The organism is Dokdonella sp. (genome assembly GCF_036518555.1).
In the GTDB taxonomy this organism is placed as follows: Bacteria; Pseudomonadota; Gammaproteobacteria; order Xanthomonadales; family Rhodanobacteraceae; genus Dokdonella_A.
This window is the reverse complement of the sequence record NZ_DATDMY010000003.1, coordinates 57,741-71,764: the sequence shown is the minus strand read 5'-3', so window position 1 is coordinate 71,764 and position 14,024 is coordinate 57,741. Positions and strand designations below refer to the sequence as shown.

Genomic DNA, 14,024 nt, shown 5'->3' with positions numbered 1-14,024 from the left:
GGCGCCCTCAGCGTGTCGTCGAGATGCTCCAGCAGCAATGCGAGCATGACGCCGAGCATCGTGCCGAGCAGCAGGCCGAGCGCGGTATTCCTCGAGACACTCGGCGAGTAGCGCGATTGCGGCACCTCGGCGCGATCGACGACCGAGATGCTGCTCGACTTGACGCCGCCGGCGACGCCGACCTCCTTGTAACGCTGCAGCAAGGCGTTGTAGAGCTGGCGGTTCGTGTCGACGTCGCGCTTGAGGATGTTGTACTGGATGCTGCGGCCGTCGACCTCGAGCGTCTGCGAGCGCAGGCTTTCGAGCTCGGCCTCGAGCATCTGCTGCTGCGATACCGCGGCCTGGTATTCGGCCTTGACCGACGCGCGGATGTTGGCGAGTTCCTTCGAGATTTGCGCCTGCAATTCGTCGATCTGTCCCTTGAGCGCGAGCATCACGGGATAGTCCGGCTTGAACGTCTGCGACTTGTCGCGGTACTGGCCCTGCAGTTGGGCGAGCTGCTCCTGCAGCGTGCGCAGGATCGAGCCATCGAGCATGTCGGCCGGCAGCGCGGCACCGCTGGCCGATTGCGCGCTCTTCCAGCGTGCCTCGGCGCGGATGCGCTGGTCCTGCGCCTTCGCGAGCGATTCGTTGAGGTCGGCGAGGTTCTTGCCGACGAGCGACTCGCCGTCGGAGGTCGGGACGATGTTCTCCCGCTGCGCGAAATCGACCAGCGCGCGCTCGGAGTCCTCGAGGCGCGACCTCAGTTGCGCAAGCTGGTCCTCGAGGTATTTGCGCGCATACGAGGACGCGCCGAACTGGCGGTCCATGGTCAAGGCGATGAAGCCGTCGGCGAGTCCGTTGGCGACGCGCGCGGCCAGGGCCGGTGCCCCGGCGTCGTAATGCACGCGCACGAGATGCGAATTGCGCACCGGTTCGACCACGAGCCCCTCGCGGATGACGCGCGCCGCGGTGCGCAGCTCGGCCGCGCTCGAGCGCGACGGCGCCGCGCCGTCGTCCGCGCTGGCGACGACCGCCGCCTCTTCGTCGCTGTCGCGCGGCCCGCCGTCACGCGCGAGCGCCGGCGTGCCCGGACTCAGCAGCCGACGCAGGCGCTCGTACCAGCCGGGCGCCTGCGCGCGCGCGAGCGCGTCGCTACCCGGAAGATCGAGGTCCTGCGCGACCCGCTCCGCCAGCGCGCGGCTGCGCAGCAATTCGTACTGGGTCTGGTTGAATTCCGGATCGTAGCTGCCTGGCGGCGGCGAGAAGCCCTGCACCTGCATCACCTGCAGGCTGTCCGAATCGATCTGCAGGACGGCGGTCGCGCGATACGTCGGCGGCGTCAGCAGCGTCCACACGAGCGACAGCGCGACCGCCGTCGAGATCACGCCGAGGATCAGCCAACGGCGCTTCAGCAGCAGGCGCCAGTACGCGAGGAGGTCGACGTCCTCCTCGTCCTCGATCGCGGGCTCGACGAGATGCGCCGCGATCGCCTGCGGGCGGTGCGGGACGGGCGCGCGACGATGGCCGGAAGTCGCCGCGCTCGGCAGTTTCGAGCGGCGATGCCTCATCGGATCGATCGGAAGCTTGTCGTCCGGCATGGGGTCCGTGTCCTTTCGCGACGGCAGGGCTTCGTTCCGCCGCCGGCTACAGCAGCAGGAACAATCCGAGCGCCGGTGCGGCCTTGATGAAGTTCTGCAGCGCGCTCTTGCTGCCGGATTGTTCGACGACCACGAGGTCGTCGCCATAGACTTGCGGGTCCTCCGCAGCACCGGTGCGGATCTTGCGCAGGTCGAACACGGCGGCCATCTTCTTGCCGTCGACCTGCCGGAAGACGACGACGCCGTCGAGTTGCGCGAGCGGGTCGAGGCCGCCCGCCATCGCCACGGCCTGCAGCAACGTGGTCTTGCCGGTCAGCGGGTAGATGCCGGGCTTGCTCAGCGCGCCTTCCATCGTGACGCGCTGGCTCGTGAACTCCTTGACGAACACGCTTACCTGCGGGTTCTGCAGGTACGACTGCGCGAGCCGCGCGCCGATGTCGCGCTCGAGTTCGGGAATCGTGCGCCCGCCTGCCTGGACACCGCCGATGAGCGGCAGCGAAATCTGTCCGTTCGAGTTCACGCGCACCGTGCGTCCAAGCTCCGCGACGCCGAAGACGGTGATCTCCAGCAGGTCCTGCGGGCCGACGCGGTAGTCGCTGGCGCCCTCGTAGACCCCCGACGCCGTCGTCGTGTCCGGCGGCGGCAATGCCGAACCCTTCGCGACTGCCTTGACGCCCGGCGATGCCGAACACGCCGCGAGCGCGAACGCGAGCGAGAGCAGCAACACCGCGCCGATGCGACGAACCGCGGTGCTCATGGGCGTCTGCCGATCAGGAAGTCGTGACATGTCTTGAGCCCTCTCCAGAGTGCGGCCGGCTCGCGAAGCGTACTGCGTTCCGCGATCGCGGGCAGTCGTTCAGGAGCGACGTCGTCGACGATACCCTGCGGGCGCGTGACCACGAGATGCTGCGCCGCCTCGTCGCCGATCCGCCGCGCTGCGCTCGCGCACGCGGCGGCAAGCCGCGGAGGCCTCCGTTCCGGATCGTGCGCGTCGCTCGCGACGATGTGCACGATCCCCTCGTCGAGCATGCGCTCGCTCCAGTACTTCGCCTCGCGGCCGAACTGCCCCTCGATGCTGCCGGCCGTGAGCTGGATCCATGCGCCGCCCTGCGCGAGTCGGCGGAACACCGCGTAGTGGTCGCGCACCCAGGTCAACCGTTCCGGGTGCGTGATGACGGGTACGTAGCCCGCGACGAGCAGGTCGAACACCGACTGCTCGAAGCGCGGCGGCGCTACGTGATGCGGCGGTTCGAGCAGCAGGTAGCGCGAGCCGGCCACGGTCGGCACGCGCCCGGTCCGGATGCCCGTGGCGAGGTCGGGCACCAGATGGACGTCGGCGCCCGTGAGCAGGCGCAGCGGGATGCCGCTTCGATCGAGTTCGGCCTGCAGGGATGCGACCGCGGCACGGATGCCGCGTGCGGTGTTCTCGTACAGGCCCGGGTAGATGTGCGGCGTGCAGGCCACGGCGTGGACGCCGTCGGCCACCGCGATGCGCGCCATCGCGAGCGCGGCCGCAAGATCGATCGCACCGTCGTCGATGCCGGGCAGCATGTGGTTGTGCAGGTCGATCATCGTCCCATCCGGCGCGACGGCACGTTCATCGATTCGCCGAGCCGGCGCCGCCCGCGAGCGGAGCCGCCGCGGGTGCGATGTCACCCGCACGCGCCCCGCGTACGCCGCGGAAGAACTCGACGGCACGCGCACGCTGCGACGTCAGCCAGTACCACGCCGCGCACAACAGCACGAACGCGACCAGCAACACCGGGTGCGGGACGTGCGCGAGCATCGCGAGGCCGGCGACGAGGCCGAGAATGCCGCTCGCGAATGCGAGCAGGATCGCGACGCCCGTCGGGCGGAAGCCGGCTTCGAGCATCAGGTGATGGATATGGCCATGGTCGGCCGAGAACGGAGAGCGTCCGGCGCGCGTGCGGCGGATCATGAGCACCAGGCAATCCATCAGCGGAATCGCGACGAGCCACGGCATGAGCACCGGCGCGACCGGATGCGCCGTATGCTCGGTCAAGCGAATGGCGATCCACGCGACGACGAGCCCGAGGAATCCGCTGCCGGCGTTGCCCATGAATGCGCGCGCCCGCCGCCGCCAGGGGAAGCGCAGGTTGCAGGCGAGGAAGGCCGACACCGCACCGATGAGGATCAGGATACGCTCGGCGAGCACGGGATCGCCGACGTAGGTCGCCGCCGCCTCGAACATCACGAGCGTGCTCAAGACGAGCATGCCCGCCACGCCGTCGGCACCGTCGATCATGTTCACCGCGTTGACGACGCCGACGATGCCGATCACCGTGAATGGAACAGCGAGGGCACCGAGGAAGACCGTTTCTGAACCGAACAGCGGGCCGAGCTGGTCGACATAGAGGCCGCCGAAGAAAATCATGATGAGGGCCGCCGTGGCTTGCGCCAACAGGCGCACGGCCCAGGGCAAATCGTAGCGGTCGTCGGCGAACCCCACGATCACCAGCAGCATCGACGCGAGCGCGAATCCGCGCCACCCGGGCCCGATCGATTCGTGCATGAGCGTGCCGACGAGAAGCACGCCGACGAGCATCGCGATGCCGCCGGTCACCGGCGTCGTACACGCGTGGTCCTTGCGTCCGCCAGGATGGTCGAGCAGGCGATAACGCCACGCGACCGGTTCGAGCAGTCGATGCGCCACAAACGTGAGCAAGAATGATGCCACCGCACCCGCCGTTCCGTCGAGCATGAGCCGCTCCCGCCGCAGGCGAACGTCACGGAGGACGCGCACCTTGGATAACGGAACAACGTATACTCCTTCCATTGCGCGACACGCAACCCGTGATACTACCTATTGCGAAGCGCGCATCGGGCACGCACGCTCGAGCTTCCGGCGCCGACGGCCTGGACGGGCAACGCGAGCGGCAACATGGAGTACTTCCGCTTCCCGGATCATCGCGCGCGACTGGAAGGCTGGGTGATCGTGCTGGCGATCGGCGCGGCTGCAGCCGCCGCGATCGGCGCGGCGAGGCTCGCCGTGCGCAGCGCCGTGAGCCTCTCGCCCGCGGAAGCGATGCGGCCCGCGTCCCCTGCCCGGTTCCGGCCGCTGCTGCTCGAACGCATCGGATTGCGCAACCGTCTGCCGCCGGCGATGAGCATGGTGCTGCGCCAGCTCGAACGCCGGCCGCTGCGAGCGCTGTCCACCGTGCTCGGCATCGCCGCGGCGCTCGCGATCGTCGTGGTCGGGATGTTCTGGCGCGATGCGCTCGACTACATGATCGCGGTGCAGTTCGACATGGCGCAGCGCGCCGACGTCGAGGTGACGCTGGTCGAGCCTGCCGCGTCGAGGATGCGCCACGAGATCGCGGCGCTGCCCGGCGCCCTGCGCGTCGAGGCCGCCCGCTCGGCCGCGGTGCGCCTCGTGGTCGGGCATCGATCCTACCGCACGGCGCTGCAGGGGATTCCCGAACGCGGCGAGTTGCGACGGCTTCTCGACGCGGACCTGCGCATCGTTGCGCTCCCGTCGGAAGGGTTGCTCATGACGCAGCGACTGGCGCGCCGGCTCGGCGTGCGCGTCGGCGAGAAGGTCGTCGTCGAGCTGCTCGAGGGCGATCGCGCGATGCGCCAGGTCCAGGTGGCCGGCACCGTGCAGGACCCCATCGGCATGTCCGCCTACATGAACGTCGGCGCATTGAACCGCCTCCTGCGCGAGGGCGATTCGTCCAACCTCGCCTCGGTCAGCGTCGACCGGGCCCGTGCGGACGCGTTCTTCGCCGCCTTGAGGGGCTTGCCGCGGGTGGCTACGGCAGCGAGCAAGCGCTCCATGCTCGACAACTTCCGCGCAACCATGGCGCGTAACGTGCTCGTGTTCACGGGAATCCTCACCGCATTCGCGCTCGTCATCGCCCTCGGCGTCGTCTACAACAGCGCGCGCATCGCGCTGGCCGAACGCGCGTGGGAACTCGCGAGCCTGCGCGTGCTCGGCTTCACGAGCATGGAGGTGTCGGGATTGCTGCTGTGGGAACTCGCGATCGAGCTTGCACTCGCCCTTCCCGTGGGCTGCACGCTCGGCTACGGTCTGTCCTGGCTCGTGGTCCAGCTGACCCATTCCGATCTGATCGAAATCCCCGTGATCGTGTCGGCGCGCACGTACGCGTTCGCGGCCGTCGCGGTCGTCGCGGCCGGTGTCGCGAGCGCGTCGATCGTGCGACGGCGCGTCGAGCGACTCGATCTCGTGGGCGTACTGAAGACGAGGGAATGAGCATGTCCCTGAAGCGCCTCGCCATCGCCGGCGCGTTCGTCGCCGCTGCGGCCGGCCTGCTGGCCTGGGCATTCATGCTCGCGGCCGTCCGGGTCGACACCGCGCGCGTCGCGCGCGGTACGTTCCAGCGCACCGTCGAAGAGGACGGCAAGACGCGCGTGCGCAACCGATTCACGATTTCGTCCCCGCTTGCCGGGACGCTGGAACGCATCGTTCTCAGGGAAGGCGATCGCGTCGCTCCCGGCGACGTACTCGCGAACATCGTGCCCGCGATTCCGGCCTTGCTCGATGCGCGCACCGAACGGGAACTGACCGCACGCCTGGAAGCGGCCGACGCCGAGGTCCTCAGTGCCGCGGCGAACATCGGACGCGCGGAGGCGGCGGTCGATCTGGCCCGCGCGGACGCGACCCGCATCGGCAACCTCGCCGCGAAGGGCTTCGTCACCGCCGCCGAACGCGACAGCGCGACCTTGCTGCTGAGCGCTCGCGAAAAGGAACTCGAGGCGGCGCGCGAGGCGCGTCATGCGGCGTCCCATGCACTCGACGCGGCGCGCGCCGCGCTGTCGCAGGCGATGTCGGGCGCGAAGGGCGCGGCGGCGAAGCCCTGGCCGGTCAAGGCGCCCGCTGCCGGCGTCGTGCTCCGCGTGCTGCAGGAAAGCGAGCGTGGCGTACTCACGGGTACGCCGTTGCTCGAGCTCGGCGATCCCGCCGATCTCGAGGTGATCGTGGATGTCCTGAGTTCCGACGCGGTGTCGATCCAGCCGGGCGACCGCGTGCAGTTCGAGCACTGGGGCGAGGACGGCACGGCGGAAGGTCGGGTCCGACGCGTCGAGCCGTCGGCGTTCACGAAGATTTCGGCGCTGGGCGTCGAGGAGCAGCGCGTCAACGTCGTGATCGATCCCACGTCCGTCGGCGAGCGATGGCGCGCGGTCGGCGACGGCTACCGGGTGGATGCCCGCATCATCGTCGACGAGCGCAAGGGCGTGCTGACGGTACCCGTCAGCGCCCTGTTCCGGGAAGGATCGCAATGGACGACGTTCGTCGCGACCGACGGCCGGGCGCGCAAACGCGCGGTGGAGTTGGAAGCGCGAGGGTCGCAGGATGCGCTGGTCGGAAGCGGCCTGCGGGAAGGCGAGCTCGTCGTCGTGTATCCGGGCTCGAACCTCAGCGAAGGGGCTCGCGTGGAGGCGAATCCGCGGTGACGTCGCCCCCCGCGTGCGCCCACTGCCGGCCGAGATCGATCGCGACCGCGAGCAGCGCGGGTCCGATGAAGATGCCCGCGACCCCGAACGCGAGCATTCCGCCGACGACGCCCATGAGGGTCATCGCGAATGGAAGCCGGCTCGATCGGCTGATCAGCAGCGGCTTGATGACGTTGTCGATGAGGCTGATCCCGAGCACGCCGTAGGCCAACATGAAGATCGACCACCCTGGCTGTCCTTCCCGCATCAGCCAGAGCGCGGCGCCGCCCCAGACGAGGGGTGGACCGACCGGTGCCATCGAAAGCACGAACGTGAGTGCGCCGAGAAGGAAGGCATTGGGCACGCCCGCGAGCGCGAAGCCGCCGATTGCGACGACCGCCTGCGCCAACGCGGTACCGAGCACGCCGAGCATCACGGCGACGATCGTGCGGTGCACGGTCTGCAGGGATTCGCGCCCCCACTCGCCGCCGACGTCGGCGACGAACGCGGCGAGTCGCCGGCCGACGCGATCTCCGTCCTTGTACAATGCGAACAGGAGCAGCGCGGCCAGCGCGATCTGCCCGATCCCGCTCCCGAACGCCCTCACGGTTGCCACGAGGATCCTGCGTGTCCCGTCGCCGAACGACGTCACCCACGCGGCGAGGCCGGCGGAGGAAGCATTGCCCCACGACTCGAGGTGGCCGCCGATCCAGGGAATGGCCTGCAGCCAGGCCGGCCAGCGCGCGTGTGAACCTGCATTCCACTCGTCCAACCATGCGAGCAGCCATGCGGCAGCGTCGCGGAACGCGACGAACAGCATCCCGATCGGGACGATGACCGCGATCGCGACGAGGCTGCAGGACAGGAGGCTGCCGATCGTGCGCCGTTGCCCTATCCGCGACAGCAGCCACGCGTGCACGGGCCAGGTGGAGACGACGATCGCGATCGCGAAGAAGATCGCCGGTGCGAACGGTGCCAGCACGAGCCAGCAACCGTACACGAGCAGCAAGGCGAACGTCGTGCGCAGGATGATCCGGCTTGGCGGCAGCGGGGACTGCATGGTCGGACCCATCGGCATGGCGGGCGCGGATTACACGGGTCGCATCGCGTCTCGACGACCTCCGCGCGGATCGTAGCCGGCCGGCGTGCCATGCCCAATTGATCGACATCAATTGGCCCCGCGTCGTCAGGGCGAGAATTCCGCTGCGGTGGTCGTACCTACGGCGTCCCAGAGGAGATCGATCATGACTTCGCCCACGCATTGGCTGCTCGTCGCGCTCGCGCTCATCGCATCGCTCGCGCCGACCGGCGCGACGGCTGCCGACTGGCAGGCATTGCCGAACCAAGCACCGGCGCCCGCGGACAATCCGACGACGCCGGCGAAGATCGAGCTCGGCAAGATGCTGTACTTCGATCCGCGCCTGTCGTCGACCGGCACGGTGTCGTGCTTCTCGTGCCACAACGTGATGGAAGGCGGCGACGATCATCGGCCGACCTCGATCGGCGTGCACGGCCAGCTCGGCGGCCGCAACTCGCCGACGGTATGGAACGCGGCGTTCCATTCCGTGCAGTTCTGGGACGGCCGTGCACCGAGTCTCGAGGCGCAGGCGAAGGGACCGATCGTGAACCCGATCGAGATGGGCATGCCGAAACTCGATCTCGCCGTCGACCGTATCCGGCGGATCTCCGGGTACGCGCCCGCCTTCGAGCGTGCGTTCGGCAAGGGGGTGAAGATCGACGAGGACTCGATCGCGAAGGCGATTGCCGCGTACGAACGCACGCTGATCACGCCGAACAGCCCGTACGACCGCTTCGTCAAGGGCGACAAGGCCGCGCTGACCGCGCAGCAGCAACGCGGGATGCAGGCCTTCGCCTCGATCGGCTGTACGGCGTGTCACTCCGGCGCGAACTTCAGCGGCCCCGCCCTCCCGCCGGGCACCGGATTCTTCATGAAGTTCCCGACGTATCTCGACAATCCCTATGTCGCGCGCTACCACCTGCTCGACGACGGCGGCAAGGCCGTGCAGACGGGCAAGAGCGAGGACCAGAACCTCTGGCGCGTGCCGACCCTGCGCAATCTCGCCTTCACCGCGCCGTACTTCCACAACGGCCTGGTCAAGTCCCTGCCCGAGGCCGTGCGCGTGATGGCGAAGACGCAGTTGGACAAGTCGCCGACGGACGCCGACGTCGCGGACATCGTCGCGTTCCTCGACGCCTTGAGCGGCGAGTTCCCGCAGCAGACGATGCCGCGCCTGCCGCCGACGCCGGGCGACATGCTCGAGTGATGCACGAGGTTCCCAACGAGGTGATGCCCATGTCGGTGCTTGAGGTCAGGGTCTGGGACGGATTCGTTCGACTGTTCCATTGGTCGCTCGTGATCGCCTTCTTCGTCGCGTATTTCACCGAACCCGAAGATGCCACGCTGTCGGTGCACGTCTGGGCCGGATATTTCGTCGGCGGGCTGATCGTCCTGCGCGTGATCTGGGGCTTCATCGGCTCCCGGCACGCGCGCTTCAGCGACTTCGCGTTCGGCCCATTCCGCGCCCTGGCCTACCTCGGCAACCTCGTGCGCGGCCGATCGAAACGCCATCTCGGCCACAGCCCGGCGGGTGCCTGGATGGTCTACCTGCTGCTGGCGGCGCTCACCGCAACGGTGCTGACCGGCCTGGTGACGCTCGCGACGGAAGAGAACCAGGGTCCGCTGGCGCCCTTCTTCGGCGGCACATCGGCGTCGGCGATGGCGGAGCACCGCGACGGCGACGACGACGAGGACCGTGCGCGGCCCGCCCCGGCGAGCGCAACCGGCGAACACCGCGAAAGTTCGATGGAGGAACTCCACGAGATCCTCGCGAACATCGTGCTCGTGCTCGTCGCGCTGCACATCGCCGGCGTCATCGTCGCGAGCGTCGCGCACCGGGAGAACCTCGTGCGGGCGATGATCACCGGGGACAAGCGCGCGGACGAGGTCCGGGCCGAATCGTGATGCTGCGCGCCCGCGGTTCCGCGGCGGCGACGGTGCTGCGGGTGGGCGCGCGCATCCGGCATGGACTCCAGCGAAGCCGTGGAATCCGGCGTGACTAGTGCGCGGCAGACTTCGGTACGGCTGCCGAATCCGTCGCGCGCACGCGAAAGCGCGGTTCCAGCGCGGCGAGCATGCTCGTGATGCCGGTGTATTCGAGCTCGTTCATCGGCAGCATCGCTGCGCCGAAAAATCCCTGGCGGCGCAGCTCGATCGCCTTGTCGGCCGCATGGTGGCGCACCCGCTGCCAGAACGGGTGGGCGAACACGTCCTCGGCTTCGGTGAGCGAGCCGTCGTGCACGCAGTACGCCGCACACGTGATGATCGGCGGGCCGTCGAAGTAGCTGATCCCGCTCTCGAGCGGCACCGGCATCAGCGGCATGTTGTGCGAGCCGCGCATGCCGCCGGCGACGAGCGGGTCCATCGCGAACGGAGCCACGACTTCGCCGGTCGCCGGGAAATCCTTCTGCACGCGCACGAGCATCACCGGATCGTCCTTGCCGGTGTACTTGCCCGCGATGTTGTGCAGTCGCGTCGTGCACGCCGCGACCGCCTGCTCGCCGCTCGCGCGCGAGTACACCGATTCGACCACGTACCGCTCCGTGTCCCGCAGCAGCGCGGCGATCGCGTAAAGGTCCGCCGGCGCCTCCAGTTCGATCACGCGGTCGCCCTCGCTGTGTCCGACGTCCATGATCACGAACCGGAAGCCTTTCGCCAGTTCCGGCGAAAGCAGCAAGCCCGGCGTGTTCATCGGGTCGGCGAACGCGAGGTAGAGCGGCAGATTGAACGCGCCGGGGTCGGTCTTGTCGGCGGCGAAGAACAGGAACGGCTCCGCAGGCCGCTCCTCGATCTCCATCTCGGCGGCGGCCGGTCCCATGCCGCGCACGTTGCCCGAGAACGCGTCCTTGAGCAGATCCTGGCCGGCGCCGTAGAGCCCCTGCTTGCGCGCGGTTTCGGTGCCGGCGACGAACGCGTCCCAGGCGAGCCGATGGATGGCTTCGGCGCCGATGCCCTGCCGGTGCGTCATGAGGATCGCGATGTCGTCGCCGGTCGCGCTCACGCGCGCATCGATCAGGAGTCGGCCACGCCAGCGCTCGATGCGCTCGCGCACGCGATCGAGCAGTGCCGCGGACGGGCGGATGTGGCCGCCGACCGAACCGATGTCAGCCTTGATCACGCTGAGCGTGAGTTTCATGGGAACCTCCGGCGTGCGCGCTGGCGCGTTGGATGGGGGACGGAAGGCGCCGACTCCATTCGTAAGCGCTGCGGCCGTGGACGAGCGACCGGGCGCCGTCGCGAAGGTGCGCGCGAGTGCCCCGCTCCGCCGCCGCGCGGCCGTCCGACACGGGCGCGCAGGCCTGCAGCGCCTGCGCGTACAGGTCGAGGTACGCTTGCGCGGATCGCGTCCAGCCGAAGTCCGAAGCCATCGCGCGCAGGCGCATCGCGCGCCACGCTTCGCCACGCGTCGCGTACAGATCGAGGCAGCGCTGCACGGCGTCCTCGAGCGCGTCGCCGGTCGCCGCTTCGAACACGAAACCGGTCGCCCGGCCTCCGCTCCCGCTGCCGGCGTCGACGACGCTGTCGGCAAGCCCGCCGACGCGACGCACGATCGGATCGCGCCGTAGCGCATCGCATAGAGCTGGGCGAGTCCGCACGGTTCGAAGCGCGAGCCGTGCAGCAGGAAATCGGCCCCCGCATGCAGGCGGTGCGCGCTCGATTCCCGGTAGCCGATGTCCACCGCGGCGCGCCCCGCGTGCGCGCGCGCGAACTCCGCATAGGCGGATTCGAGCGAGCGGTCGCCGTGGCCGAGCATTGCGAACTGCAAGCGGGGGTTGCGCTCCATGAGCACGGGCAACCTGCCGAGCAGCACGTCCGCCATCTTCTGCGTCGTCACGCGACTCGCGAAGATCGCGACGGGGGCCTCGGCGTCCCTGCGCAAGCCGAGTTCGTCCTGCAGCGCGGCCTTGCACGCGAACTTGCCGGAAGGGTCGCCGGCGGAGTAGCGGTCGACGAGGAACGGATCGGTGGCCGGATTCCAGACCTCGGTGTCGATGCCGTTCATGATGCCGACGAAATCGGCGCCACGACTCGCGAACAGGCCTTCGAGTCCGCAGCCGAATTCCGCCGTGGCGAGCTCGCGGGCATAGGTGGGGCTGACCGTGGTCACCTTGTCGGCGAAGGCGAGGCCGCACTTGAGGAACGAGAGCTGGCCGTAGAACTCGAAACCCTCGAACGCGGCGCCGTCGCGCGGCAACTCGAGCAGCGCGGCCGTCGCCAACGGGAAATTGCCCTGGAATGCCGCATTGTGCACCGTGAACACGCTGCGCGGACGCGCGTGCGCGCGCCGAAGCAGGAGCGGCACGAGACCCGTGTGCCAGTCATGGCAATGCACGACGTCCGGGGTCCACGCGCTGCCCGTGCAGCCGAGCGCGACGCGGCTCGCGACGTGGCAGAGCACGCCGTAGCGGATCGCGTTGTCCGGCCACTCGTCGCCGTTCGCATCGAGGTAGGGCGTGCCGGGTCGCTGGTACAGCGTCGGGCAGTCGACCAGCCAGACCACGATCCCGGAGCCGTGCAGGGTCGCGCGCAGGAGGCGCACCGGATGCGCGCCGAGCACCTCGCCGAACTCGACCTCGAGTCGAAGATCGGCCACGCCATCGAGCGTCGACGGATATGCGGGCATGATCACGCGCACGTCGGCACCGGCCGCGACGAGCGCCTTCGGCAGCGCGCCGCAGACGTCGGCGAGCCCACCGGTCTTGGTCGGCGAGCGTGCGTTCGTGTTGCTGGGCGAGGCGAGCCACGGCATCCACGAGTTCTACGAGATGCGCGCGCGCATCACGCGACGCCTGATCGAGGAGCATGGCTTCGATGCCATCGCGATCGAGGGCGACTGGCCCGACACGCTTCGCCTGAACCGCTACGCGTGCAACGGCGGCTCGGTGACGCTCGATGCGGCATTCGACGAGTTCCGGCGATTCCCGACCTGGATGTGGCGCAACCGCGTCGTCCGCGATTTCATGCAATGGCTGCACGCCCACAACGCCGCACTGCCGGAGGCCGCGAGGATCGGCATCCATGGACTCGACCTCTACAGCCTCTATCGGTCCGCCGAGGCCGTGATCGCCTACCTCGAACAGGTCGACCCCGGCCAGGTGGAAGCAGCGAAGCGCCTCTACGCCTGCCTCGACCACGTGCGCGATCCGCAGGATTACGGCTACGCGGCCGCGGCCGGGCTGCGCCCACCGTGCCGCGATGCCGCGGCGAGGCTCCTCGTCGACCTCGTGCGCAAGGCGCCCGAGTATCGCGCCGACGACGGCCGCGCGAAGTCGGACGAGCAGTTCGTCGCCGAACGCAACGCATACGTCGTGCTGAATGCCGAACACTACTACCGCGCGATGTTCGCCGGCCGGGCCAACACCTGGAACCTGCGCGACGCCCACATGGTGAACACCCTGCTCGCACTGCGCCGCCACGTGCGCGACAACGGACGCAATGGGCGCATCGTCGTGTGGGCGCACAACTCCCATATGGGCGACGCGCGCGCGACGGCCATGAGCAAGCGCGGCGAGTGGAACGTCGGCCAGCTCGTGCGCGAGGAGGTCGGTCGCGAGAACGCGCTGCTCGTCGGCTTCACGACCTACACCGGCCATGTCACCGCCGCGCGCGACTGGGACCAGCCCGCCGAACGGCGCTGGGTGCGTCCGGCTCGCCGCGACAGCTACGAGCATGCGTTCTACGCGACGAACCTCGATCGCTTCTTCCTGCCCTTGCGCGACGACGTCGTCGCCACGATCGACAGCCCCGCGCTCGAGCGCGCGATCGGCGTGGTCTACCGGCCGGAAACCGAACTCGAGAGCCACTATTTCTCCGCGCTGCTCGGCGCGCAGTTCGATGCGGTGTTCCATCTCGAGGAAACCAGCGCGGTCGAACCGATCGACGTCGGCGAGCACTGGGTGCGCCACGAACCGCCGGACACGTATCCGTTCGGCGTCTGAACGATGGGCGCG

11 protein-coding genes are annotated in these 14,024 nt (G+C 69.1%); 5 read left to right on the top strand and 6 right to left on the bottom strand.

Annotated features, from left to right (window positions below; genetic code table 11):
- The 4 genes from VI238_RS00360 to VI238_RS00345 all read right to left on the bottom strand — a co-directional run.
- Positions 1-1,580: GumC family protein (locus VI238_RS00360; protein WP_331647329.1), on the bottom strand; the 1,580-nt coding region annotated here is incomplete at its 3' end.
- A 46-nt stretch (positions 1,581-1,626) separates the two neighbouring features.
- A complete protein-coding gene (locus VI238_RS00355; RefSeq protein WP_331647327.1) occupies positions 1,627-2,337 on the bottom strand; it encodes a polysaccharide biosynthesis/export family protein in 711 nt (236 codons plus the stop codon).
- Positions 2,334-3,152: a tyrosine-protein phosphatase gene (locus tag VI238_RS00350; RefSeq protein ID WP_331647325.1), complete on the bottom strand. Its 819-nt coding sequence runs from the start codon at positions 3,150-3,152 to the stop codon at positions 2,334-2,336. Before VI238_RS00350 ends, VI238_RS00355 begins: the two co-directional genes overlap by 4 nt.
- 25 nt (positions 3,153-3,177) lie before the next feature.
- Positions 3,178-4,278, bottom strand: a complete 1,101-nt coding sequence (locus tag VI238_RS00345) for an MraY family glycosyltransferase (RefSeq protein WP_331647323.1) — start codon at positions 4,276-4,278, stop codon at positions 3,178-3,180.
- A 204-nt stretch (positions 4,279-4,482) separates the two neighbouring features.
- On the opposite strand from VI238_RS00345, the gene VI238_RS00340 reads away from it, so the two are divergent.
- Together VI238_RS00340 and VI238_RS00335 are read left to right on the top strand one after the other, a co-directional pair.
- Positions 4,483-5,814 carry an ABC transporter permease gene (locus VI238_RS00340; protein ID WP_331647321.1) on the top strand — a complete coding sequence of 444 codons (1,332 nt, stop codon included), beginning with the start codon at positions 4,483-4,485 and terminating at the stop codon, positions 5,812-5,814.
- A 2-nt stretch (positions 5,815-5,816) separates the two neighbouring features.
- A complete protein-coding gene (locus VI238_RS00335; protein ID WP_331647319.1) occupies positions 5,817-7,016 on the top strand; it encodes an efflux RND transporter periplasmic adaptor subunit in 1,200 nt (399 codons plus the stop codon).
- Here the strand turns inward: VI238_RS00335 and VI238_RS00330 are convergent.
- Positions 6,979-8,055 (bottom strand): AI-2E family transporter, encoded by a 1,077-nt coding sequence (locus VI238_RS00330; RefSeq protein ID WP_331647317.1) that lies wholly within the window; start codon positions 8,053-8,055, stop codon positions 6,979-6,981. The genes VI238_RS00335 and VI238_RS00330 overlap by 38 nt on opposite strands.
- A 184-nt stretch (positions 8,056-8,239) precedes the next feature.
- Between VI238_RS00330 and VI238_RS00325 the strand changes: the two genes are divergently transcribed.
- Together VI238_RS00325 and VI238_RS00320 are read left to right on the top strand one after the other, a co-directional pair.
- Positions 8,240-9,280, top strand: a complete 1,041-nt coding sequence (locus tag VI238_RS00325; RefSeq protein WP_331647315.1) for a cytochrome-c peroxidase — start codon at positions 8,240-8,242, stop codon at positions 9,278-9,280.
- A 29-nt stretch (positions 9,281-9,309) separates the two neighbouring features.
- The gene (locus VI238_RS00320) at positions 9,310-9,978 is read left to right on the top strand and encodes a cytochrome b/b6 domain-containing protein (RefSeq protein ID WP_331647313.1); all 669 of its coding nucleotides are present in this window, start codon (positions 9,310-9,312) and stop codon (positions 9,976-9,978) included.
- Positions 9,979-10,072: 94 nt separating this feature from the next.
- On the opposite strand, the gene fbp is transcribed toward VI238_RS00320, so the two are convergent.
- The gene (fbp, locus tag VI238_RS00315; RefSeq protein ID WP_331647311.1) at positions 10,073-12,823 is read right to left on the bottom strand and encodes a fructose-1,6-bisphosphate aldolase/phosphatase; all 2,751 of its coding nucleotides are present in this window, start codon (positions 12,821-12,823) and stop codon (positions 10,073-10,075) included.
- Here fbp and VI238_RS00310 point away from each other — a divergent pair.
- A complete protein-coding gene (locus tag VI238_RS00310; RefSeq protein ID WP_331647309.1) occupies positions 12,795-14,012 on the top strand; it encodes an erythromycin esterase family protein in 1,218 nt (405 codons plus the stop codon). The genes fbp and VI238_RS00310 overlap by 29 nt on opposite strands.
- Positions 14,013-14,024: the final 12 nt, after the last annotated feature.